Source organism: Aquimarina algiphila, from assembly GCF_007489275.1.
Classification (GTDB): domain Bacteria; phylum Bacteroidota; class Bacteroidia; order Flavobacteriales; family Flavobacteriaceae; genus Aquimarina; species Aquimarina algiphila.
Genome location: NZ_VLNR01000027.1, coordinates 38,377 through 62,773 on the forward strand (window position 1 = coordinate 38,377; position 24,397 = coordinate 62,773).

21 protein-coding genes are annotated in these 24,397 nt (G+C 32.6%); 16 read left to right on the top strand and 5 right to left on the bottom strand.

The window, feature by feature from the left end; all coding sequences use genetic code 11:
- The first annotated feature begins 22 nt into the window (after positions 1-22).
- From FOF46_RS14020 to FOF46_RS14050, 7 genes are all read left to right on the top strand, one after another.
- Positions 23-556 carry an RNA polymerase sigma factor gene (locus FOF46_RS14020; protein WP_143916871.1) on the top strand — a complete coding sequence of 178 codons (534 nt, stop codon included), beginning with the start codon at positions 23-25 and terminating at the stop codon, positions 554-556.
- A 6-nt stretch (positions 557-562) separates the two neighbouring features.
- The gene (locus FOF46_RS14025) at positions 563-1,354 is read left to right on the top strand and encodes a HEAT repeat domain-containing protein (protein ID WP_109435002.1); all 792 of its coding nucleotides are present in this window, start codon (positions 563-565) and stop codon (positions 1,352-1,354) included.
- A 26-nt stretch (positions 1,355-1,380) separates the two neighbouring features.
- Positions 1,381-2,136, top strand: a complete 756-nt coding sequence (locus tag FOF46_RS14030; RefSeq protein WP_109435001.1) for a DUF4097 family beta strand repeat-containing protein — start codon at positions 1,381-1,383, stop codon at positions 2,134-2,136.
- 59 nt (positions 2,137-2,195) lie between these two features.
- Positions 2,196-2,909: a DUF4097 family beta strand repeat-containing protein gene (locus tag FOF46_RS14035; protein ID WP_109435000.1), complete on the top strand. Its 714-nt coding sequence runs from the start codon at positions 2,196-2,198 to the stop codon at positions 2,907-2,909.
- 99 nt (positions 2,910-3,008) lie between these two features.
- Positions 3,009-4,445, top strand: coding sequence for a S41 family peptidase (locus FOF46_RS14040; RefSeq protein ID WP_143916872.1), 1,437 nt, complete (start codon positions 3,009-3,011; stop codon positions 4,443-4,445).
- 178 nt (positions 4,446-4,623) lie between these two features.
- Positions 4,624-5,226, top strand: a complete 603-nt coding sequence (locus FOF46_RS14045; protein ID WP_109434998.1) for a lipoprotein signal peptidase — start codon at positions 4,624-4,626, stop codon at positions 5,224-5,226.
- A gap of 158 nt (positions 5,227-5,384) precedes the next feature.
- Positions 5,385-5,783: a hypothetical protein gene (locus FOF46_RS14050; protein ID WP_143916873.1), complete on the top strand. Its 399-nt coding sequence runs from the start codon at positions 5,385-5,387 to the stop codon at positions 5,781-5,783.
- Positions 5,784-5,902: 119 nt separating this feature from the next.
- On the opposite strand, the gene FOF46_RS14055 is transcribed toward FOF46_RS14050, so the two are convergent.
- The 5 genes from FOF46_RS14055 to FOF46_RS14075 all read right to left on the bottom strand — a co-directional run bounded on the left by FOF46_RS14055 (position 5,903) and on the right by FOF46_RS14075 (position 9,222).
- The gene (locus tag FOF46_RS14055) at positions 5,903-6,304 is read right to left on the bottom strand and encodes a response regulator (protein ID WP_143916874.1); all 402 of its coding nucleotides are present in this window, start codon (positions 6,302-6,304) and stop codon (positions 5,903-5,905) included.
- 70 nt (positions 6,305-6,374) lie between these two features.
- The gene (locus tag FOF46_RS14060) at positions 6,375-6,944 is read right to left on the bottom strand and encodes a 5-formyltetrahydrofolate cyclo-ligase (protein ID WP_143916875.1); all 570 of its coding nucleotides are present in this window, start codon (positions 6,942-6,944) and stop codon (positions 6,375-6,377) included.
- Entirely contained in the window at positions 6,937-7,917 is a 981-nt protein-coding gene (locus FOF46_RS14065) for a succinylglutamate desuccinylase/aspartoacylase family protein (RefSeq protein ID WP_109434994.1), read from the bottom strand. The genes FOF46_RS14060 and FOF46_RS14065 overlap by 8 nt, the downstream gene beginning before the upstream one ends.
- 4 nt (positions 7,918-7,921) lie before the next feature.
- Positions 7,922-8,794, bottom strand: coding sequence for a 30S ribosomal protein S6--L-glutamate ligase (gene rimK, locus FOF46_RS14070; RefSeq protein ID WP_109434993.1), 873 nt, complete (start codon positions 8,792-8,794; stop codon positions 7,922-7,924).
- Positions 8,794-9,222 carry an ATP-dependent zinc protease family protein gene (locus tag FOF46_RS14075; protein WP_109434992.1) on the bottom strand — a complete coding sequence of 143 codons (429 nt, stop codon included), beginning with the start codon at positions 9,220-9,222 and terminating at the stop codon, positions 8,794-8,796. Before FOF46_RS14075 ends, rimK begins: the two co-directional genes overlap by 1 nt.
- A 166-nt stretch (positions 9,223-9,388) precedes the next feature.
- Between FOF46_RS14075 and uvrC the strand changes: the two genes are divergently transcribed.
- The 9 genes from uvrC to FOF46_RS14120 all read left to right on the top strand — a co-directional run bounded on the left by uvrC (position 9,389) and on the right by FOF46_RS14120 (position 24,198).
- Positions 9,389-11,188 carry an excinuclease ABC subunit UvrC gene (gene uvrC, locus FOF46_RS14080; RefSeq protein ID WP_143916876.1) on the top strand — a complete coding sequence of 600 codons (1,800 nt, stop codon included), beginning with the start codon at positions 9,389-9,391 and terminating at the stop codon, positions 11,186-11,188.
- A 2-nt stretch (positions 11,189-11,190) separates the two neighbouring features.
- On the top strand, positions 11,191-13,479 hold the full coding sequence (locus FOF46_RS14085; RefSeq protein WP_244299617.1) for a patatin-like phospholipase family protein: 2,289 nt from the start codon (positions 11,191-11,193) through the stop codon (positions 13,477-13,479).
- A gap of 180 nt (positions 13,480-13,659) precedes the next feature.
- Entirely contained in the window at positions 13,660-14,817 is a 1,158-nt protein-coding gene (locus FOF46_RS14090) for a homogentisate 1,2-dioxygenase (RefSeq protein WP_109434989.1), read from the top strand.
- Positions 14,818-14,979: 162 nt separating this feature from the next.
- Positions 14,980-16,119, top strand: coding sequence for a 4-hydroxyphenylpyruvate dioxygenase (gene hppD, locus FOF46_RS14095; RefSeq protein ID WP_143916877.1), 1,140 nt, complete (start codon positions 14,980-14,982; stop codon positions 16,117-16,119).
- Between the two features lie 398 nt (positions 16,120-16,517).
- Entirely contained in the window at positions 16,518-17,300 is a 783-nt protein-coding gene (locus tag FOF46_RS14100; RefSeq protein ID WP_143916878.1) for a DUF3108 domain-containing protein, read from the top strand.
- Complete coding sequence (locus FOF46_RS14105) at positions 17,297-18,262, top strand: tryptophan 2,3-dioxygenase family protein (RefSeq protein ID WP_109434986.1); 966 nt, start codon at positions 17,297-17,299, stop codon at positions 18,260-18,262. The genes FOF46_RS14100 and FOF46_RS14105 overlap by 4 nt, the downstream gene beginning before the upstream one ends.
- 12 nt (positions 18,263-18,274) lie before the next feature.
- Positions 18,275-19,528, top strand: a complete 1,254-nt coding sequence (locus tag FOF46_RS14110; protein WP_143916879.1) for a peptidoglycan DD-metalloendopeptidase family protein — start codon at positions 18,275-18,277, stop codon at positions 19,526-19,528.
- 5 nt (positions 19,529-19,533) lie between these two features.
- Positions 19,534-21,183 carry a glucose-6-phosphate isomerase gene (gene pgi / locus FOF46_RS14115; RefSeq protein ID WP_143916880.1) on the top strand — a complete coding sequence of 550 codons (1,650 nt, stop codon included), beginning with the start codon at positions 19,534-19,536 and terminating at the stop codon, positions 21,181-21,183.
- Between the two features lie 408 nt (positions 21,184-21,591).
- Positions 21,592-24,198, top strand: coding sequence for a TonB-dependent receptor (locus tag FOF46_RS14120; protein ID WP_143916881.1), 2,607 nt, complete (start codon positions 21,592-21,594; stop codon positions 24,196-24,198).
- Positions 24,199-24,397 lie beyond the last annotated feature (199 nt).

Sequence of the window (24,397 nt, forward strand, 5' to 3'; positions counted from 1 at the left end):
CTAACCAAAAAAGAGTAACATCTTGAAAAATCTAAATGACGAAGAATTAATGATTCTGGTATCCAATGGTAATTTGGATATGATGAGTGTTCTTTTTGACAGGTATCACATTAAGATCTTTAACTTTTTATTTAAAATGACAAGAGATAAAGAGGTTAGTCAGGATATCACACAAGAAGTTTTTTACAAAGCGATTAAGTATCGAGCTTCTTATAAAAAGGGAAAGTTTTCATCATGGATTTATACTATTGCTCGAAACATTTTTACTGATTATTATCAGCGTCAAAAAAATAAAGATGAACGATTTGATACTATTGAATACAAGATAGAACAAAAGGAGCCTGATCAAATGGATATAAAAGAAACTAATGAAGAACTAAAAAGAGCATTGAATCAACTAAGTAATGTTGATAGAGAGTTAGTCATTATGAATAGATATCAAGGCATTAAATATCAAGAGATCGCTGAGATTACAGGCTCAACTGCTGGAGCAGTTAAGACCAAAGTACATCGAGCTATTCATAAATTAAAAGATCATTATTTACAAAATATATAGAAAGTCATGGACTGTAACCACATAAAAGATCAACTCATCGATTATATAGATGGCAATTTGGATCATGAAACACATCAAAAATTTGATGCACATCTCCAAAGTTGTAAAAATTGTAGTACCGATTTACAAGAACTTCAAACTGTTTTTGAAGCTGTGGATAGTGATCCTATACAATTTCCAGACAAAAGTTTACAAATAAACTTTGAACAAATGTTGGCAAAGGAAAAAGAACTAAACAATGATCAAAAAGTCATTGTAATGAACAAAAAAAGCAAAGGTTCCTGGAAAATCGCTTTACAGATCGCTGCAACTATTGCGCTTGTTATTTCTGGGTATTTCTATGGAAAACACGAGAATACAACATCTTTCTCACAAGAAATGGCAGTACTAGAAAAAGAAAAAAAACAAATGAAGCAAACAATGACCATTTCTTTAATCGAAAATGAATCTGCAAGTAAGCGTTTACAAGCGGTGAACTACGCAGAAGAGTTTGAAAAACCGGGAAATGATATCTTAAACGCTTTAATCAATAAAATGCATTTTGACGATCATATTAATGTGCGACTAGCTGCAGCAGAAGCACTTGCAAAATTTTCGGATAACGAAATAGTTCGTAAAGCATTAATTAATGCTCTGGATAAAGAACAAGATCCAGGTATGCAAATTGAATTAATTCAAATATTAGTATCCATTCAGGAAAAACGCGCAATTCCTTCTATGGAAAAATTACTTCAGAATGAAGAAACACCTGATTATGTAAAAGATCAAGTAAAAATTGGATTACCAAGTTTAATTTAAAAATTTCAATCAGAAAACAAATAATCATGAAAAAAATAGCAATTATAGCAATCGCACTTCTAACCATAGGAACTCTAAAGGCACAAGATTATACTCAGTCTTTACAAGGTATAAAAAAGGTAAGGATCTCTTCAGAATCAGGAGTGAAAGCAAAAACCCATGACAAAAGTGAGCTTTTGATCAAAGGAGATGGAAGAAAAACACCCGAAAAAGCAAAAGGACTCAAAGCTGTCTATTCTGGTGGGAGCGATAATACGGGAATTGGCATATATGTCAAAAAGGATGGAGAAACTCTTGTTATTAGAAATCTAAAAAATATGCATAGTAAAATTTTAGAAATTTATCTTCCTAAAGATATTCATATAACAACAGAGAGTAGTAACCTGGGAAGTTTATTTTTTAACGGATTTTCCTCTGAAATAGAAGCCAGAACCAATGTAGGTGGAATCACATTAAAAGATGTTACAGGGCCTATTGTTGCCAAAACTGCAACAGGAGAGATTAATATTGTATTTAATAAGGTAAGCCAGAAATCTCCTATTTCTATTATATCTGCTACAGGAGACATCGATGTAAGTTTACCTTCGGGAACACCAGCCAATTTAGAATTAAAGACATCTATGGGAGAGATTTATACCGATTTTGATATAAAATTTCCTGCTGAAAATAATAACATGAAAGTAGTCGGGGGAAGAAGAACAATAAATACCAAAATCAATAACGGAGGAGTGGACATTGCTCTAAGGTCATCCACAGGAAGTATTTATTTAAGAAAAAAATAAAAGAGGTCATCATCAACTCATGCCGAACTTGTTTCGGCACTAATCAAAAAACAACTCATATGAAAACTGTATTAAAATTTATGGTATTGTGCCTTGTTTCATTACAAATAAATGCACAGAAAGTAATCGAAAAAGAACTTAAAACTCCTACCAGTCTAACTAAGGTAGAATTCAAATTCGCTGATAATATTATTATAAAAACCTGGGATAAGAATAATATATATTTAAAGGCAGAGGTTAGTGTTAACGGCGGCGAATTTGATGATTATTTTAATCTGAAAATAGAAAATACATCCTCTGTGCTTGATATCGAGTCAGATTATGGAGATTTATTTGACAAATGGAATAAAGAGCGAGGATCTAATCGTAATAATAATTGGAACCCTTGTAACAACTTAGACATTGATGCCAACTATACTCTTTATCTTCCAAAAAGCTCAACGTTAAGAGTAAAAAGTATTTCTGGAGATGTCGAATCTGAGAATTACCAGGGAGAGTTGATTGTTGATATTATAAGTGGAAATATTGACATCAAAAACTATAACGGAGACTTAAATCTAAAAACTATAAGTGGAGATATTGATATTAATGTAGCCAAATCAAAACTAAAAGCCGAAACTATTTCTGGAATGATTTATTCTGATAAAGATATGGAATTTGATCATGGAAAAAACCGTGTGGTAGGAAGTAAAGTAACCGGAACTTTTGGAGATGTAAAAAACGAATTACATCTTAAAACTATAAGCGGTAGTATCTTCCTGAGAAAACAATAAAATTATTTTCAAAAGTGTTAATTCAAAAACCTCACTTTACCACTGTGATTTCGATTTTAATTCAAAAGATAAAAGTGGGGTTTTATTAGTGTAATTGCTATGAAAAAGTTATCCTTTCTATTCGTTTTTATTACTTCCTTTGGTTTTTCGCAACAATGTTCTTGTGAAGATAATTTTAATTGGCTTAAAAAAACATTTGAAGAAAATGACGCTGGTTTTTCCTATGCTCTAGAACAAAAAGGAGAAAATGCATATAAAACTCATAATACAAAAACCCTGAACAGCGTAAAAGCAATCAAACAAAAAGAGGAATGTATTTCAGTACTAAATAATTGGTTGTTATTTTTTAGATCAGGACATTTAATCATCCAGGAAAATGCAGAACAAGAAAACCAAACAGAAGAAGAAATTATTAAACGGTTTAGTACTTGGGAAAAATATAAAATAGAAGAAGCTACTTTTGAAAAATACATTTCTAAACTCAACAAACCAGGGTATGAAGGGATCTGGGAATCCAAACCTTATAAAATAGGGGTTATTAAAACCAAAACAGGGTATGTTGGTTTTATACTTGAAGCTGATGGAATCTACTGGAGAAAAAACCAAGTGAAATTTAGAATTAAAAACACTAAAGACAATAAAAAAGAAGCTACTTTTTATATGAGAAATCATTCTGTGAGAAATTTTACAGAAGTAGAATTATTAGGAAATAATCATCTAAAAATAGGCTCTATAACCCTGAAGAGATTAAAACCAAACTTTGAAGTTGACAAAACAATCGAAGAACACTATTCCCTAATTAAAACTCCTACTCCATTAATCAAGGAATTAAGTCATAACACAATACTGTTTAGAATTCCTTCTTTTTCTCATTCTAATAAAAAAAGTATTGATAGTCTTATACTGGCGAATCACGATAAATTAACTAGTAAGAAAAACCTCATCATTGACATTAGAAATAACGGTGGAGGCAGCGATATTTCTTATGAGAAAATTATTCCATATTTATACACTAATCCCATAAGAACTGTAGGGGTCAAATTGCTCTCCACCCCTCTAAATAACAGTAGAATGGAAAAATTCATGAAAGATCCAAATTGGTCAGATAAGGATAAAAAATGGGCAAAGGAAAGTTTAGAAAAACTAAATAAAAATATGGGAGAGTTTGTTAACCTTAATGATAACATAGTCAAAACAAAAAAATTAGATACCATTTATTCTTTTCCTCAAAATGTTGCAATACTGATCAACAAAGGCAATGGAAGCACGGCCGAACAATTTTTATTAGCTGCGAAACAAAGCAAAAAGGTTAAGCTTTTCGGAACCACAACCGTTGGAGTTCTAGACATTTTTAATATGCATTTAGTCGATTTTCCATGTAAAGATTTAAAGCTCGGATACAGTATATCCAAAAGCATGAGAATCCCAGAAATGACAATAGATGATAAGGGTATTCAACCTGATTATTATATCCATAAAAGCATTCCTGATCACAAATGGATCCAATATACGCAACAGATTCTTGAAGCTAAATAGTAACTATAATTTATATCTAATAGGACAATCATTTTTTGAGGTCTATCAATCCCAAAATTAAAGGGTATCGGGTATAATATTAAAATTAAAAACTCATAAAAACATAAGTATCTATAAAACAAAATAAAACACTATTTTTGTCCGTCGGTTTTAATACCCAAAACAAACCAATACTTATATGTCCTTAAAGAAATCTATTTTAGTAATAATTTTAGTTCTACTGATTGACCAAATCACCAAAATCTATATTAAAACTCATTTCTCTCTTCATGAAGAGATGAAGGTATTTGATTGGTTCCGTATCATATTTGTCGAAAACAAAGGTATGGCGTGGGGTTTTGAACTTCCTGGGAGTTATGGAAAATTAGTACTTTCTTTATTTAGACTAGTAGCTATTACTGGGATTGGATACTGGCTTTATGATTCGGTTCGCAAAAATAGCCCCGCAATTCTTACTTTTTGTATAGCATTGATTTTTGCTGGGGCATTTGGAAATATTATTGATTCTATATTTTATGGTTTATTATTTAGCGAAAGCACACCAGTAACGATTGGAAGTTTTTTACCTGAAGGTGGTGGTTATGAAAGCATTTTTTATGGTAAAGTGGTTGATATGATCCAATTCACATTTTACGATGATACCCTACCAGAATGGATTCCTTTTTGGGGCGGTGATCATTTTTCATTTTTTGATCCAGTATTCAACATTGCTGATTCTGCAATAAGCGTTGGAGTTTTCTTATTGATTATCTTCAATAAAAAAGCTTTTCCAAAAAAATGATTTCAAAAAGATAATTATAATTTCCTTTTTTTATCGGTATCCTCTAACTTCTTATACCAGTAGTTTCCGCAGCAGACATAGATCAGAAAGAAAATGAGTCTAAAGGTTGGCATAACTCTTGATAAATATAGAGCTCAACTTATTCATGATAAAACCTTATGAAATCATTTAAGATGCTATTAGTATTAGCTGTATTTTTATCTATCGGCTGCGAAGATACTGTACGTTGTGTATTTGGTACTACTACAGAGCTTAGGGATAAGGAATTATCTGTAGCTAGTTATGAGGAGGATTATTTTGAATTAATTTCGGCAAAGATTCCTTTTGATCATTGTATTTCTGATGTATTTATTTTAGATCTTCCAAGAGGTTTAGATTATTATATATATGATTGTGATACTATCGAAATCTCTGGATACCCAACAGATATTGGAGATTTTACTATTGAAGTAATTATTGAGATCGAAGAAATAGAATATGATACTTTTGAAGATGTAGGTTTATGTATTGATTATGAGACATCCAAATTATACCGTTTAGTAGTTTCTCGCTTTTAAGAGATGACAACAGATATCCCTCATACCCTTTTTTAAAATACCTTTTCTCCTTATAAATTGTTATAACGAGGTTATATGGTAATTAGAGAAATCAATAACAAGTTCTGACTTTTATTAAATCATACTAGTATCCTTTCGAAGTCATTCAATTTGATGGGTTTTGTAAGATAGTCAGATACTACATCTATCGCTTTTGCTCGTTCTATATCTCTAGAATCTATAGAAGAACTAACCACATAAAGGTCTATTTTTTTACTAATCTTATTTCTAATCTTAGAAAATTCATTCAAAAACTCCCATCCGTCCATTATAGGCATATTGAGATCTAACAAAATTACTTGAGGAACTTCTTCTTTTTGTTCATCGCCAAGGGATTTTAGAAAAAAATCCAACGCTTCTCTACCATTATTAAAAACCAAAACTACATCTGATAGTTTTTTTAATTCAATAATTTTACGAACTAAACTTATATAAATATTGTCATCGTCTATGATGCAAACACGCTCTATATTTTGGGACATTCTAAGGGGCTACTAACAATTAAAAGTCTCGAATATAGCATAAAGTATCATAGAACACAAAAAATGTTAATTAATTCCCAAAATTATATATCTCTGTTGGAGTAACGCAAAGGTCGAGACCTATATCTGTAGGGATTACATTTTGAATTTCTTTTTCTGCATCAAAAAATGAAAGTCCGATCTTTAACGTATCAGAATTACATTTGGCTAAAAACTTATCATAAAAACCTTTACCATATCCTACACGATTACCAATATGGTCAAATGCTAATAAGGGTATAAAAACTACTTCTATTTTTTTTTCTGGTATTTGGATTCCATCTACTGGCTCAGGAATTCCCCAGGAATTTACTTCTAATTTGGTTCCATCTGTTAGTAAAAAATGCTCTAGCGTATTATTTTCAAAATTACTTTTGGACACTAGTATATTTTTATCCTTTCCCTGAAGAATATGAAGAATATATTCTGTATTGATTTCTTTTTGTTTTTCTATAGGAAGAAAGATATGATAATACGATTTTTCCCAAATTGGTAATTGAAGTAATTGATTTGCGATATCTACACTTAAATTCTCAACTTCTTCATCACTTAATTGAGATCGTAATGTTTTATAATGTGTCCTTAGCTCTTTCTTATTCATTTACTAATTCCTTTGTAATGCGAAAAATAGCATCTCCTTTATATACAATAGGCGCTTCGTTTACATTAATTACATACCCCTCATTTGTAGCTTTTACAACATGCCTCATTTTACCGTAAGGATCTGTAATTGTTGCTAGAATCTCACCTTTATTGACATGTTTCCCAATAGGTATTTTAATATGTAACAAACCACTATATTTTGCTCTTATCCAAAAGCTTGTACTAATTAGCAAGGTATCAGAATCTCGAACAGGTACTTCAAATTCAGTTTTCAGCATACCCAGGTAACTTAATATCCTCATCGTTCCCTGAACCCCTTCTATGGCAATCTCTTTACTACTGTTTTGAGATTTTCCTCCTTCAAACAATAATATATTCTTTCCTTTTTTAGCGCAGGTCGACCGATAGGAACCTTCTAGGTTTTTAGATAATAAGGTGAATGGTGCATTAAAAATTTTAGCCAATGCGACGAGGTTCTCGTTTTTGGGATCTACTCTAATATGTGGCGCATTAAACCTACTGGCTCCACCAGTGTGAAAATCTAAACAAAAATCTGCAGCAGGTAAAATATCATTTATAAATTGATACGCAAAACGACTTGCAAGAGAGCCATTTTTGGTGCCAGGAAAAACCCGATTGAGATCACGACCATCAGGAAAAAAACGATTCATATTTAAAAAACCAAATACATTAAGAACAGGAATACATATAATACTGCCTTTTGCAGGTTTATTGATTTTCTTTGCTATGATTTGTCGTACAACTTCTACTCCATTAATTTCATCACCATGGATACCGGCTGTAATAAGTACAGTTGGGCCCGGTATTTTTGATCTCTCTATAATGATTGGTATTTCTACCTTGGTAGAAGTATATAGTTTTGCTATATTAAAATTTATGGTAGTACTAATTCCGGGTAATACTTCATTTCCCAGAATACTAAGTACATTATTATTAGTTGTTTTTGTCATTGTATTACAAACTTCTTTCAATATAACGAATAATAGATTTTGCGATATCTCTTCCAGTTGCAGTTTCTATACCTTCTAACCCTGGAGAAGAGTTCACTTCTAAAATAAGAGGTCCTCTATTACTTTGTAACAGATCTACTCCTGCTACACCCATTTTTAATGCTTTTGCGGCCATAATAGCAGCCTGTTCTTCATGTCTGGTCAAATTAATTACAGATGCTGTACCTCCTCTATGTAAATTAGACCTAAACTCCCCTTCTTTACCTTGTCGCTTCATTGCTCCTACTACTTGACCATCTACAACAAAAGCTCTAACATCTGCTCCTTTTGCTTCTTTTATAAATTCCTGAACAATAACTCTAGCCTGCAATCCATTAAAAGCTTCTAAAACCGATTCTGCCGCCGTCTTAGTTTCTGCTAAAACTACACCTAAGCCTTGAGTACCTTCTAACAATTTAATAATTAATGGTGCTCCTCCCACATGAGAAATTACTTCAGAGACATCTTTAGAATAGTTAGTAAATACAGTCTTAGGAAGTCCCAAACCAGCCTTAGACAAAATTTGTAAACTTCTTAATTTATCTCTGGATTGTATCAGTGCCTGTGATTTTAAAGTAGTAAATACATTCATCATTTCAAACTGCCTAACCACAGCAGTTCCATAAAAAGTAATAGAAGATCCTATTCTCGGAATTACAGCATCAACATGGTCTAATTTTCTTCCCCGATAATAAATTTCAGGTTTTTGTCTCTCAATTACAATATCACAATTTAAAGGATCTATTACCTGTACATTATGTTTACGCTTTACTGCAGCCTGAACAAGTGCATTAGTCGAATATAAATTCGCACCACGCGACAAAATCTTAATATTCATTACAATTTTTGATTATATGACTGATTTTCTGATTGAGGATCTACCAAAAATTTTCCGCTTAAAAATTTACGCCCTATCAATACGGGAAAACGCATATCATCACGTGGAGATAATGTAAACGTTATTGGATATGTGTTACCAAATACGATAATTTGTGTTCTAATAGTGAATCGCATTTCTACTTTACCATTGCTACTTTTTACTGCAGTAATATCATAATTTTTGAATGTAAATCTTTTGCCATTATATTCTGGATGCATCGGGTCAAGAAAACTACATTGTAATGTTTGATCAATTTCCTTGATATCTATACAATGAATAGATGATGTATAAGCTCCTGTATCGATTTTAGCATCGATATTTTTCAATTCTAAAAGAGGAAAATCTGCTTTATCAGTCCTGCCAATTATTTTCTTTTCTTTTTCCAAAAGATATGATTGATATTGGGACTACTAATGTAATAAAAATCAAGATGCATTGTATGTTATCCTTCTTTTTTAATAAATGGTGTTATTTTTATACTGATTTAACAAAAATTAAATCCGCAATCTTTGTTTTACAATTACGGTAAACCCTTAACTTTACCATTGGATTATGCAAGAAGCCACTTTAGACATACAGATTAAAATACTACCAACTGGACCTGGAGTATACCAATATTATGATAAAGATGATAAATTACTCTATGTTGGAAAAGCAAAAAACTTAAAAAAAAGAGTGTCTTCTTATTTTAATAAGAATCATGATAATTATAAGACCAAAGTTCTCGTAAAAAAAATCCACTCTATAAGACACATTGTTGTAGAAACAGAGACCGATGCATTATTGTTAGAGAATAATCTCATCAAAAAACATCAGCCTCGTTTTAATGTAATGCTCAAAGATGATAAAACGTATCCTTGGATATGTATTAAAAAAGAACGTTTCCCCAGAATTTTTCCCACTCGTAACTTAATCAAAGACGGTTCAGAATATTATGGCCCATACACCAATTTTAAGACTGTAAATACGCTATTAGATCTTATCAAAGGGTTATATCAACTTAGAACATGTAATTATGATTTATCTCAGGAAAAAATCAATAATGGTAAATATAAAGTGTGTCTCGAGTATCATCTAGGAAATTGCAAAGGCCCCTGTGAAGACTTGCAGGATGAGAAAGAATATATGGATAACCTTGAAGCTATTCGGCAAATTGTAAAAGGTAATTTTAAAGATTCTCTTGGTCGTTTTAAAAAGCAAATGGCAGAACATGCAGAGAAGATGGAATTTGAAGATGCACAACGGATTAAAGAAAAAATAGAAGTTTTAGAAAAATATCAAGCAAAATCTACAGTAGTTAATCCAAAAATTAGCAACGTAGATGTGTTTTCGATTATCTCAGATGAATCCTATGGATATGTAAACTTTCTTCAATTATCATATGGATCTATTATACGATCACATACTACTGAAATTAAAAAGAAACTGGACGAATCTGATGCTGAGCTTTTAGAATTAGCAATTATCGAATTACGTCAACGTTTTGGTTCTAAATCAAAAGAAATATTTGTCCCTTTTGAATTGGATTTAGGTGAAAAATTAAAAATTACAGTTCCTCAATTAGGGGACAAAAAGAAAATTTTAGATCTTTCCTTAAGGAATGCAAAATACTTTAGGCTAGAACGTTTTAAACAAATCAAAATTATTGATCCAGATAGACATGTAAAGCGTTTAATGGCACAAATGAAAAAGGATCTTCGATTACCAGTAGAGCCTGTACATATTGAATGTTTTGACAATTCGAACATCCAGGGAACCAATCCCGTTGCTGCATGTGTAGTTTTTAAAAATGGAAAACCCAGCAAAAAAGAATATAGAAAATTTAATATAAAAACAGTAGAAGGTGCTAATGATTTTGCCTCTATGGAAGAGGTTGTTTATCGACGGTATAAACGGCTAAAAGAAGAAGAGCAACCTTTACCTCAACTTGTAATTGTGGATGGAGGAAAAGGACAACTTTCTTCTGGATTAAAAGCACTTGATGATCTTGGATTAAGAGGAAAAATTACAATTATTGGTATTGCCAAACGATTAGAAGAAATTTACTATCCAGGTGATTCTATTCCGCTCTATTTGGATAAAAAATCAGAGTCTTTAAAAGTGATACAACACTTACGTAATGAGGCACATCGATTCGGAATTACTTTTCACAGACAAAAAAGAAGCAAGGCGGCATTAGATACAGAATTAGATGTGATTCCAGGTATCGGAGAAAAAACAGTTATAGAATTACTTAAGACTTTTAGATCCGTAAAAAGAATAAGTGAAGCTTCTAAAAGTGAATTAAGTGAAGTGATAGGTGATTCTCGCGCAACCAAAGTGTTTAATTACTATCTTTCTAAAAAAGAATAAACGTGGACAGACACAACCCCTTAGAACTCTTTTTGATCAGATTGATACTTATAGTAATGACCTGCTGTCCATATATCATTCGCGGTCAAGAAAAAGAGGTTACAAGTTCTCCTAATGCTTCATCTACTCAAGAAGACATAAAAGTAGGACTGGTTTTAAGTGGTGGTGGCGCAAAAGGTCTGGCTCATATTGGTGCTTTAAAAGTAATTGAAGAAGCAGGTGTTCGCATAGATTATATAGGAGGAACTAGTATGGGAGCAATAGTGGGAGCACTATATGCTTCTGGCTATCGTCCATCAGAACTCGATTCCATATTTAGATCAGTGGATTTTAATGCATTTATACAAGACGAACTACCCAGAGATGCTAAGACTTTTTATGAACGTGAAGATTCTGAAAAATACGCGATCACCTTACCTTTTGATAAATTTAAAATTGGTTTACCTAAAGGTTTGTCTAAAGGGCAAAATTTTTACAACCAGTTTTCAAGATATACTGCTCATGTAAATGATATACATGATTTTAATGATCTCCCTATTCCTTTTTTCTGCATGTCTACTAATATTGAAACAGGAGAACAAGTACTTTTAGACAAAGGATATCTACCTGAAGCTGTAGCTGCAAGTGGAGCTTTGCCATCTATTTTTAGTCCCGTAGAGTTAAATGAAATACTAATGACTGACGGAGGAGTAACCAATAACTATCCTGTAAAGGAAATAAGAGAAAAAGGAGCAGAAATAGTTATAGGTGTTGATGTACAAGACAGTTTACTTTCTAAAGAAGAGTTAAACTCTGTAACCAATATTATGTTACAAATCAGTAATTTCAGGACTTACAATGCTATGAAAGCAAAAGTTTCTGAAACTGATGTATATATTAAACCATCTATTAAAGCGTTTTCTGTAATGTCATTTGACAAAGCCGATAAAATAATAGCCAGTGGTGAAAAAGCAGCTTTTAATAGTTTTGAAAAACTAAGAGCTATAAAAAAGCGTCAAAAACCAACTGCCCCAAGAGCTAGAATTCCTAAAAACTCTGAAACTATTGTAATTAATAGTCTCACCATATCTGGTAATAAAAAATATACCAGATCTTATATCAAGGGAAAATTAAAATTAAAAGTTCCTCGGGTCACAACCTATGAAAAACTAAACGAAGGAATAAACAATCTATCCGCTACAGGAAATTTTGATCGTGTAAGTCATCGATTAGTAGATACAAAAGAAGGCAAGCAACTCAAGCTTTCTGTTACAGAAAGTGAAAATAAAATGCTATTACGCTTTGCATTGCATTATGATGATTTATACAAAACTGCTGCTTTAGTCAATGTAACGCGAAAAGGATTGTTTTTTAATAACGATGTTCTTTCACTAGATGCTGCTTTGGGAGATAATATCCGATATAATCTGGATTATCATATCTACAAAGGGTTCTACCTAAGTCCGGGACTAAAATACAGCTATAACAATTTTAAGAAGGCATTTGATTTTGACTTTATAGGTCAATTTGGAGAAATCCCAGATTTAAATATTAATACAATTGATATCGATTATACTGATTTTAATGTTCAGGCTTATGTTGAAACACCTTTTAGACAAACATTCTCTGTAGGTCTAGGTGCTGAATATAAAAGGCTTAGGATAATTTCAGAAACATTTGGAGAAGATGAAAACCAAATCCCGAGAACTGTCTTTGATAATAGTGATTATTGGAGTGCTTTAGGATATATCAAATTAGATACCTATGACAATAAATATTTTCCAAAACGAGGAATCTTGTTCGAAGGTGATATTCATACTTATCTTTTTTCTTCTGATTTTACAAATAGTTTTGATGAATTTTCTATTGCCAAAGCAAAATTAGGGTATGCCACTACACTATACAAAAATCTCACTTTAAATTTTACGGCAGAAGCAGGAACCAAAATAGGAAACAATGCTATTAATTCACTTGACTTTCTACTTGGTGGTTTTGGAGCTAAAACCATTAATAACTTCATCCCTTTCTATGGCTATGACTTTTTAGCAATAACCGGGCAAAGTTTTGCAAAAGCATTGATAACAGCTGATTACGAAATATTAAAAAACCATCATCTTAATGCATCAGCTAATTTTGCAAATGCCGGTAACAAATTATTTAGTACCGGAAGATGGTTCGAAGATCCAGAATATTCTGGATATGCCTTAGGATATGGTCTGGATACTTTTGCCGGCCCAATACAAGTAAAATATACGTATTCTCCAGAATTAGATGAAAGTCTATGGTTCTTTAGTGTTGGTTTTTGGTTTTAAATGGATGATACTAATAGCTTAAATCACAGAAATATTTACGATATTTGTAATATTATGAACTTGTTTTGGCAGGATTTACTATTATTATTACACTACCTTATTAAGCGCAATCCCGAATAAGGTAGACTTGCTATTTATTGTCTTATTAGAAAATAGTTAATACCTTAAACTTGCAACATCATGCCTTTTTATCACACCCTGGGAAAAATACCCCCCAAACGCCATACTATCTTTAAAAAACCAGATGGTAGTCTTTACTACGAACAATTATTCGGAACAATAGGTTTTGACGGAATGTCAACTAATCTATACCATTGTCAAAGGCCAACACAAGTAAAAGAAATTAAAGGAAGTTATAGCGTAGCTCCCAAAATAGCAATTAATAACAATATTAAATCCTATCGATTTCATGGATTTAAAATAAATCCTGAAAAAGATTATTTACAAAGCAGAAAAAATGTCCTGACTAATAGTGATGCGAGTATCATTTTATCTGCACCTCAAGAATCTACATCTGATTACTTCTATAAGAATACAGATGCAGATGAATTGATTTTTGTACACCGAGGAAGTGGTAAATTTCGTAGTCATTTAGGAAATCTCGATTTTAAGTACGGTGATTATATTGTTATTCCAAGAGGAACAATTTATAAACTTGATTTTGACTCTACTGATAATCGTTTATTTATAGTCGAGTCCAGAAGACCTATTTACACTCCAAAAAGATATCGTAACTGGTTTGGTCAATTATTAGAACATTCTCCATACTGCGAACGAGATCTTAGAGCTCCTTATGAATTAGAAACAAATGATGAAAAAGGGGACTTTTTGATCAAAGTAAAAAAGCAAGATGAGATTTTTGATATGATATATGCTTCACATCCATTTGATGTTGTAGGGTATGATGGTTTTAATTTTCCATATGCTTTTTCAATACATGATTTTGAACCAATAACAGGAAGAATTCATCAACCACCGCCAGTTCATCAAACTTTTGAAACAGATGCTTTTGTAGTTTGTTCATTTGTACCTAGATTATATGATTATCACCCAGACAGTATCCCTGCTCCCTATAACCATAGTAATATTGATAGTGATGAAGTATTGTATTATGTAGATGGTGATTTTATGAGCAGAAACGATATTGATGCTGGTCATATTTCTTTACATCCAGCAGGAATACCACATGGGCCTCACCCAGGAGCAGCAGAACGAAGCATTGGTAAAACAAAAACCGATGAATTAGCTGTTATGGTCGACACATTTAAACCTTTAATGGTTACCGAAGAGGCCATGAAAATAGCTGATGAAGAGTATCATAAATCATGGTTAGAGTAAACCATTAGAAAATGAATAATGAAAGAATTTAAACAATCTGAATGATGCTAAATTATAGAAAAGACATTACAGCCCACCTTAGAGCTATGTGGTAAGTTTTGACTAAAAACAACCAGCGCACAGTACAATTTTCTCATTATCTAATTTAAAAAAACAAAAAATATGTCGACTAATATAACACCTCAGGATTTAGAAAAAGTAGTTCCTCAAGCAGAAGATTTCCTACCGCTACTTGGAACAGATTATGTAGAGCTTTATGTTGGTAATGCCAAGCAAGCTGCTTATTATTACCAATCGGCCTGGGGATTTCAACCAGTAGCCTACGCCGGTTTAGAAACTGGTAGAAAAGACAAAGTATCATATGTGATGCAACAGGATAAAATACGATTAGTCCTTACCTCTCCTTTACAACCAGATGGTGACATCAATAAACACATCAATGCACATGGTGACGGAGTAAAAGTAGTGGCTCTTTGGGTGGATGATGCTACTAAAAGCTATGAAGAAACCATTAAACGAGGAGCAAAATCGTACATGAAACCCAAGGTAGAGGAAGATGAAAATGGTAGCGTTGTATTTTCAGGGATCCACACCTATGGAGAAACAGTTCACATTTTTGTAGAGCGAAAAAATTACCATGGAGCATTCTTACCAGGTTATATGCCATGGAATAAACCATATACAACAGAATCTACAGGTTTAAAATTTATCGATCATATGGTAGGTAATGTTGGTTGGAATGAAATGAATAAGTGGTGTGAGTTCTATGCCAAAGTAATGGGGTTTGCACAACTAGTCTCTTTTGATGACAAAGATATTTCTACAGAATATACTGCTCTAATGAGTAAAGTGATGAGTAATGGTAATGGACGAATCAAGTTTCCTATCAATGAACCTGCAGAAGGTAGAAAAAAATCTCAAATCGAAGAATATATTGATTTCTATAATGGTGCAGGAGTACAACATATGGCATTAGCAACAGACAATATCATTGAGACTGTTTCTGCATTACAAAATCGCGGAGTTGAATTTCTTACTGTTCCTGCGAGTTATTATGAAACAGTACTGGATCGAGTTGGTGAAATAGATGAAGATCTTGCCCCATTAAAAGAATTGGGAATCTTAATTGATCGTGATGATGAAGGATATCTTCTTCAAATTTTTACCAAACCTGTTTTAGATCGTCCTACAATGTTCTTTGAAATCATACAACGTAAAGGAGCTCAATCCTTTGGAAAAGGTAATTTCAAAGCTCTATTTGAGGCCATAGAAAGAGAGCAACAACAAAGAGGTACTTTATAAAAAACATCGAATATATTCCTTTTTATGGATTAAAACCACTTTTGTTAAATTTTGAGGAATATGCAATTTTTAGACGACTTACTATAAATTTTTGTTAAAACTCATAATAAAAAAACGTTTTCGTTTGATAATTATGCAAAAAAATTTCATTTTTGTAATCATAGGTGGAGTGGTTACCACTTATATCTAAAACAATAATTATTCTCATAATTTAAGTTTTTAGTTGGTTAATAAAAGTAAAAAGGAGAGCTGTGGTGGCTCTCTTTTTTTGTTCATATTTTTACATTTGATAACAGTATTCATTTTTATCTCTTCACATTAAATAGTACTTTTGGAATGGATATTGTATTTACATCACCAATTTAGCATGTATATCAAATTCAACAATACCCTAAACTATGAAAAAGTATATCACAATTTGCCTTTTGGTTATAATCGCTCTTCCTGCAATAGCTCAGAAAAGCCATAAAGCCTTTGATGCAGGTGAATGGTTTAGATTCAGGATCCATTATGGAGTTTTTACAGCAAGCTATGCAACACTAGAAGTTAAAGATGATATTATCAATAACAAGCCTGTTCATCATGTAGTAGGCACTGGTAAATCTACTGGTCTTTTAAGTGTGTTTTTTAAAGTTGAGGATTATTATGAAACCTATATCGATAAAAATGAAGTTAAACCCTACAGGTTTATTCGAAAAATCAATGAAGGAGGGCATACTAAGGATATAGAAATTAATTTTGATCACAACCAAAGCGAAGCTTTAGTATTTAACAAAAAATATAACACCAAAAAATCTTTCCCTGTAAAGTCTAATGTGCAGGATATGATGTCTTCTTTTTATTATTTGCGTAATAATATCAATACAACTTCATTAAAAAAAGGAGATGAACAATATGTAAACATGTTTTTTGATAACGAAAACTACCGATTTAAGTTAAAATTCTTAGGAAGAGAGATCATTAAAACTAAAATGGGTAAAATTGCATGTTTAAAGTTCAGGCCTTATGTACAAGCTGATAGAATCTTTAAAGAAGAAGAAAGTATGACTGTATGGGTAAGTGATGATGACAACCGAATGCCAGTGAGAATAAAAGCTGACATCCTTGTTGGCTCAATAAAAGCTGACCTGGATGCATTTAAAGGACTCAAACACCCATTCAAAATTGTAATAGATCAATGAGTGAAATCATCAAACCCGAAATTGCTGAGAAAATAAAGCAATTAGAAAAAAAATTTAAAAACTCTGGTCAAGATTTAGGATCATATCTAGATGGTCTTCTTCATGATCGTTATCTTACCTATTGGGATTACATACATCTTGACACGCTATTAAGCTTACAAATACCCAGAACACATTTCCCCGACGAAGAAATATTCATCACTTATCATCAGATTACAGAACTCTATTTTAAACTCATTATACATGAATTAAAGCAAATTATTGATGATAAATTACAAACTGCAGAGTTCTTTACTGCCAAAATCAATCGGGTAAATCGATATTTTAGAGTTTTAATCAACTCTTTTGATGTCATGATAAAAGGAATGGATAGAGATCAATTTCTTAAATACAGAATGTCACTTCTTCCTGCCAGTGGATTTCAATCTGTACAATTCAGACTTATTGAAATTTACTCCACTCCTTTATCAAATCTTGTAAATACAAAGGAGAGAACCCAATTTTCAGAAAAAGACCCTCTTGGGGAAGTATTTGAGCATTTATACTGGAAATCTGGTGCAACCGATAAAGAAACAGGTGAAAAAACACTTACTCTTAAACAATTCGAATATCGGTATACTCCCAGAATGATGCGTATTGCTAAACAAGTACAACATAGCACAATATTCCATAAATATCTCGAACTACCAGAAAAAGAGCAAAATAATGTGCACCTTATCGAAGCATTACGTACTTTTGACACCAATGTGAATATTAATTGGTTATTAATGCATATGGGTGCCGCCTTTAGATACCTTAATAAAGATAAAGGCGAAGTTTTGGCCACGGGAGGAACAAACTGGAAAAGTTTCTTACCTCCTAGCTTTCAAAGAATTATGTTTTTCCCTAATCTTTGGAATGAAGAAGAAAAAGAAAACTGGGGTCAACAATGGGTTACTCATCAATTTAATACCGCAAAATAAAATAGTCGTCAGTTGAAACAAATAGGTTACTTACTACTAATTGTGGTAGTATTATTTTCATGTCAAAAAGAAAAAAAAGAAACTAAAGTCACTATTCCAGAGGTAGTTGAAGAAAAAAAGGCACCTCCTGTAATTAAGGAATTTGGCTATGTTCTAGATAATTTTAATGTTGTGAAAGACACCATTAGACCCGGTGATAGTTTTGGAGCTATTATGGATACTCATGGCATAAGTAGAACTAAAGTATTCGAAATTACAAATAAGATTAAAGACACATTTAATGTAGCAAGAATTATGGCTGGAAAACCATATATGCTCCTTAAATCAAAAGATACTACAGAAAAAGCGCAGGTATTTGTATATCAGAACAATAAAATCGATTACACTGTAATTGATTTTAGAGATAGTATAATTGCCAAAAAAAGAAAAAAACCGGTAAAACTTGTAGAAAAAACTGCATCTGGGATTATTAATAGTAGCCTAATGCAAACATTTGATGATTTAGATCTCAATTTTCTGGTTGCATACAATATGGCAGATATTTACGCCTGGACTATAGATTTTACAAGATTACAAGCAGGCGATAGGTTTAAAATCATTTATGTTGAAAAGTTTATTGATGATACCATTCCTGCAGGGGTTGATCAAATCAAAGCTTCTTATTTTGAGCATATCAACAAACCCATTTATGCATTTAGATTTAAAGATGATTCGATAACAGGGGGAGTAGATTATTTTGACGAAGAAGCTAACAATTTACGACGAGCATTTCTTACCGCTCCTGTAAAATTCAGTAGAATTTCTTCAAGATATAACCTTAGACGAAGAATCAAATACTACGGAAATAAAATAAGACCTCACAGGGGAACAGATTTTGCTGCACCTATAGGAACTCCTATATTAGCCACGGCAGACGGAATTGTTACCAAATCAGAACGCAGAGGAGGCAATGGAAAATATGTAAAAATAAGACATAATGCAACCTATGATACTCAATATCTGCATATGAGCAGACAAGCAGTAAAAGTAGGTGAATTTGTAAGACAAGGAGATGTTATTGGTTATATAGGTATGACTGGTAACACAGGAGGGCCTCACGTTTGCTATCGATTTTGGAAAAATGGTAAAGAAGTCGACCCTTTCAAACAAGACCTCCCTGCTTCAAAACCATTGTCAGATAGTCTTCGCCCTAAGTTTTTTACTTTTATAGAACCCATAAAAGCTACATTAGACAGCATACAATTTAAACCACAAGAAATTTTATAAACACAATGACATTACCAACTATTAATCCCACCACCACAAAAGCCTGGGAAGCACTTAAATCTCATTATGAGACCATAAAAGACACACACTTAAAGGATTTGTTTCTGGAACACCCAGACAGAGCGCAAGCTTTTTCTATTGCCTGGGAAGATTTTTATATCGATTATTCTAAAAACAGAATTGATCAAACCACCAGAGCCCTGCTACTTGAACTTGCAAAAGAGGTTAAATTAGAAGAAGCAATACATAACTACTTTGGCGGAGGTATTATTAATGAAACTGAAAATAGAGCTGTATTACATACCGCACTTAGAACGCCTTCAACAAACACAGTTACTGTTGATGGAAAAAATATAATTCCCGAAGTTGATACCGTTAAAGAAAAAATAAAGGCATTCAGTAATGAAATTATTTCTGGAAGTCGCACTGGATACAAAGGCAAAGCTTTTACCGATATTGTAAACATCGGTATTGGAGGCTCTGATCTTGGTCCAGCCATGATTACTGAATCTCTTGCTTATTACAAAAATCACCTTAACGTTCATTTTATCTCTAATGTTGATGGAGATCATGTACATCAAAGCTTAAAAAATTTAGACCCCGAAACAACGCTATTTGTAGTTGTTTCTAAAACTTTTTCTACTCAGGAAACTTTATCCAATGCTACAACTGCAAGAAACTGGTTTACACAACATGCTCCAATAGAAGCTGTAGGCAAACATTTTGTAGCAGTATCTAGTAATATTGAGAATGTTACTAATTTTGGTATTGATTCTTCAAATATTTTTCCCTTATGGGATTGGGTTGGCGGACGTTTTTCTCTTTGGAGCGCTGTCGGATTATCGATAAGTCTTTCTGTAGGGTACGAACACTTTGAAGCATTACTCGCCGGTGCCCATGAAATGGATGAACATTTTAAAACCACGCCATTTGAAAAAAATATTCCTGTTATTTTAGGTATGTTAAGTATATGGTATAACAACTTTTTTAATGCAGAAAGTGAAGCTATTATTCCTTATTCTCAATACCTACATAGATTACCTGCCTATTTACAACAAGGTATTATGGAAAGTAATGGTAAAAGTGTAGATCGTAATGGAGAACCTGTAACTTATCAAACAGGTACTATTATATGGGGAGAGCCAGGCACCAACGCTCAACATGCTTTTTTTCAATTGATCCATCAGGGAACCAAATTAATTCCTGCAGAATTTATAGGTTTTAAAAATGCTTTGTTTGGAGATCAAGATCATCAGGATAAGTTAATGGCAAACTTCTTTGCGCAGACAGAAGCCTTAATGAATGGTAAAACCAAGACTGAAGTTTCAAAGGAGTTAAGCTCAACATCTTTATCTCAAGAAAAAATAGAACAATTACTCCCTTTTAAAATCTTTGCAGGTAACAAGCCTACGACCACAATATTAGTAAACAAACTTACTCCTAAAAGTCTGGGGGCATTAGTAGCCATGTACGAACAACGTATTTTTGTTCAAGGAGTAGTCTGGAATATTTTTAGTTATGATCAATGGGGCGTAGAATTAGGAAAACAACTAGCTAGTACTATCTTATCAGAAATTAATACAAAACAAATCTCTGAGCATGATTCTTCAACAAATACACTTTTAAAACGGTATTTAGAAAAATCTAATTCATAAACATATTAACATTTTCTCTTTCTTACGTAAGAAAGGGAAAATGTTAAAACACACATCAAAACACAACACCTTTCCTAATTCTGACCTTTTTTTCATCCTATTGTTGCAACTTTAAAAATAAAATTAATTAACATTTTTTCGGTTAATAACTTTTCATATATTCAAATACCTGAAAGCCAACATATTTAGAAATTCCTTTTACTTTTAACGGGTAGTTTTTTGTTAAAAACTCTTAACATTAAGATAAACTTAGTTTGCGTAAAGATTCGTTCTTTTGCGCGGATTATTAACTCAATCATTTATTTTGGAACCATATACGATTTAAGCAGTTTTTGAAATACTTAAAAGTATAGGAATTTTAATCGTTAAAGGTTTCATAGCGTAATTAAAAATAATTAAAACACACTCATGAAAAAGATTACATTTTTATTTGTTGTAATCCTTATGGCAGTCGTTGGGGAGACGTTTGCACAAGGAGTAGTAACAGGAACGATATTCGATTCCGAATCAAATGGTCCATTACCAGGAGCAAACATTGTTGAATTAAGAACTTCTAATGGAACAACATCTGATTTTGATGGTAAATTTTCTCTTACAGTAACTAATCCAACGGGGACAATTAATGTTTCTTATGTTGGATTTGGAGCTAAAAACATCGCTTATGATGTAACTAATGGCGATCAAGATCTTGGAACAATCAATTTAAGCCTTGATAATTCTCTTGAAGAAATTATAATAGTAGGTAGCGGAATTGTCGATTTAGCTGAAGATAGAAGAACACCTATTGCCGTATCTACAGTAAAAGGAGAGGATATCCAGTTAAAAGCAGCAGGTAATGTTGAATTCACTGAAACTATCAAAAACACTCCTTCTGTATATGTTTCTAATCAAGCAGGAGGATTTGGTGATAGTCAGATTTTCTTAAGAGGTTTTGATGATACCAATACTGCTGTCTTATTAAATGGTCAGCCAATTAATAGCCCAGAAGATGGTCGAATTTTCTGGTCAAATTGGGCTGGTATGTCTGACGTTGCTAACGCTGTGCAAGTACAACGTGGTCTAGGATCTTCTAAATTAGCGATCTCATCTGTTGGGGGTACTATAAATATTATTTCTAAAACTACAGATCAAAAACAAGGTGGATTTGTAAGGTTCTTAGGAGGTAATGATAGTTATATTAAAACTACTGCTAGCTACAACTCTGGATTAAGTGATAATGGATGGGCATTTTCGGTTTTAGTAGATCACTGGCAAGGGCACAGAAAATGGGCCGAAGGTACAGCAGGTGGAGGACAAAACTACTTGTTTTCTGTTGGGTATAAACCAAACGATAAAAACACTTTTAATTTCTTAGTTACTGGTGCTCCACAATGGCACGATCAAAGTTTCTCTCAAGATCTTGAAGTTTTCGAAGAATTTGGTGCAAAACAAAATAGAAATTCTGGTTTCTTAAATGGTGAACGTTTTACAGAAAGACGAAACTATTACCACAAACCTGTAGCTAACCTAAACTGGGATTTTAATATTCAAGATGGTTTAGACCTATCAACAGTGCTTTATGCATCATGGGGACGTGGTGGTGGAACAGGAGGCCTCGGTCGAGGAAGAGTTCGAGTAAATGACAACAATAATGAAAACATAGATTTTGATCAAATTGTTGAGAATAATATAGCATCTGCTGACGGTAATGGATTTGGAAACTTTGGATCTTCCTATATAAGAAGATCTTCTGTAAATAATCATAACTGGTATGGATTACTTTCTAGCTTAAATATAGAAACCGTAGAAAACTGGACATTTAATGTTGGTTTTGACGCTAGGTTATACCATGGTGATCACTTTAGACAAGTAAATGATTTATTAGGTCTTAATGGGTTTACAGATAATTTTAACAATGCAAATAGACCTAGCGATTATGTATTTACAGAAGAATTTGAAGCAGATCCGTGGTCAGCTTTATTTGATTTTGCAGATGAAGAAAATCGTACTCAATTCGACTATTCTGAAGATATTAATTATGTAGGAGGATTTGGTCAGGCAGAGTATGCTACCGATAATTTTGCAGTGTTTTTACAAGCAGCAGTGTCAACTCAATCATACCAAAGAGAAGGACGTTTTACAGGAACCGGTAATGGTTTAGGAAAATCTGAAAAACTAAACAAAACAGGATATAATGTAAAAGGAGGAGCCTCTTACAACATTACAGAACAACACTCAGTCTTCGTAAACGCAGGATTCTTCTCACGTCAGCCTTTCTTAGATAATGTATTTGCTGATATTAGAAATTCTAATGATTTGGTAGACCCAGAAGTTGACAATGAAGAAATCACTAGTTTTGAAGGAGGATACCGTTTTAAAAGTAACAACTTTAAATTAAACTTCGATATTTACAGAACAGAATGGGCAAACCGTTTCTTAAGTACTAATGGTCCAGAACTTACAAATGGTGATTTTACAACGTATAGACTAACTAGTATTGCACAAATTCATCAAGGAGCAGAATTCGACTTTGAATATAGACCAGATGGTGGAAGATGGAGATTAAGAGGTTATGGTTCTTTGGGTAACTGGAAGTTTGATGGAACTTCACCATTTACCCTTGCAAATGATCAAACAGCTGCTATCATAGAGACTGGAAGTGTAAATTTAACGGGTACGAAAGTTGGTAATGCAGCGCAAACTTCTTTTGGTGTAGGTGGATATTTTGACATCTTACATAATTTATCTGTTGATTTAGATTATAATGTATATACAGATCTTTATGGTTTTGTAGACCCAGAAGATGTTGCTGATGCTGCTTTTAATGGAGAAGTTTATCAAGCTGAAAGATTACCTTCTTATGACCTTGTAGATGCTGGTGTTACTTACAAATTTAATTTTGGAGAAAACAGATTAACATTTAGAGGAAATGTTAAGAACTTATTTAACTCTCCTTATATCGGTCAATTAGATTCTTTCGGGTACTTTTTAGGAGTAGGAAGAACCTGGAATGCAAGTTTAAGTTACAAGTTCTAAAACTTGAAACAATAATATATTTTCAAACCTCATTCGATAATCGAATGAGGTTTTTTATTTATCAAAAGTTTTTAAATATTGTAATTATTGATTCTCTATAATCTAATAATTTCTGAAATCTTTGCTCTTATTGAGATCTACAAATGCAAGAGTCTTAAAACCAAAATTAACTGAAAATTAATTTTTTAGCAGTTATTTT

Coding starts and splice junctions, on each gene's coding strand:
- FOF46_RS14025 (WP_109435002.1), top strand. CDS start 563: ATGGACTGTAACCACATAAAAGATCAACTCATCGATTATATAGATGGC.
- FOF46_RS14030 (WP_109435001.1), top strand. CDS start 1,381: ATGAAAAAAATAGCAATTATAGCAATCGCACTTCTAACCATAGGAACT.
- FOF46_RS14035 (WP_109435000.1), top strand. CDS start 2,196: ATGAAAACTGTATTAAAATTTATGGTATTGTGCCTTGTTTCATTACAA.
- FOF46_RS14040 (WP_143916872.1), top strand. CDS start 3,009: ATGAAAAAGTTATCCTTTCTATTCGTTTTTATTACTTCCTTTGGTTTT.
- FOF46_RS14045 (WP_109434998.1), top strand. CDS start 4,624: ATGTCCTTAAAGAAATCTATTTTAGTAATAATTTTAGTTCTACTGATT.
- FOF46_RS14050 (WP_143916873.1), top strand. CDS start 5,385: ATGAAATCATTTAAGATGCTATTAGTATTAGCTGTATTTTTATCTATC.
- FOF46_RS14055 (WP_143916874.1), bottom strand. CDS start 6,304: ATGTCCCAAAATATAGAGCGTGTTTGCATCATAGACGATGACAATATT.
- FOF46_RS14060 (WP_143916875.1), bottom strand. CDS start 6,944: ATGAATAAGAAAGAGCTAAGGACACATTATAAAACATTACGATCTCAA.
- FOF46_RS14065 (WP_109434994.1), bottom strand. CDS start 7,917: ATGACAAAAACAACTAATAATAATGTACTTAGTATTCTGGGAAATGAA.
- rimK (WP_109434993.1), bottom strand. CDS start 8,794: ATGAATATTAAGATTTTGTCGCGTGGTGCGAATTTATATTCGACTAAT.
- uvrC (WP_143916876.1), top strand. CDS start 9,389: ATGCAAGAAGCCACTTTAGACATACAGATTAAAATACTACCAACTGGA.
- FOF46_RS14090 (WP_109434989.1), top strand. CDS start 13,660: ATGCCTTTTTATCACACCCTGGGAAAAATACCCCCCAAACGCCATACT.
- hppD (WP_143916877.1), top strand. CDS start 14,980: ATGTCGACTAATATAACACCTCAGGATTTAGAAAAAGTAGTTCCTCAA.
- FOF46_RS14100 (WP_143916878.1), top strand. CDS start 16,518: ATGAAAAAGTATATCACAATTTGCCTTTTGGTTATAATCGCTCTTCCT.
- FOF46_RS14105 (WP_109434986.1), top strand. CDS start 17,297: ATGAGTGAAATCATCAAACCCGAAATTGCTGAGAAAATAAAGCAATTA.
- pgi (WP_143916880.1), top strand. CDS start 19,534: ATGACATTACCAACTATTAATCCCACCACCACAAAAGCCTGGGAAGCA.
- FOF46_RS14120 (WP_143916881.1), top strand. CDS start 21,592: ATGAAAAAGATTACATTTTTATTTGTTGTAATCCTTATGGCAGTCGTT.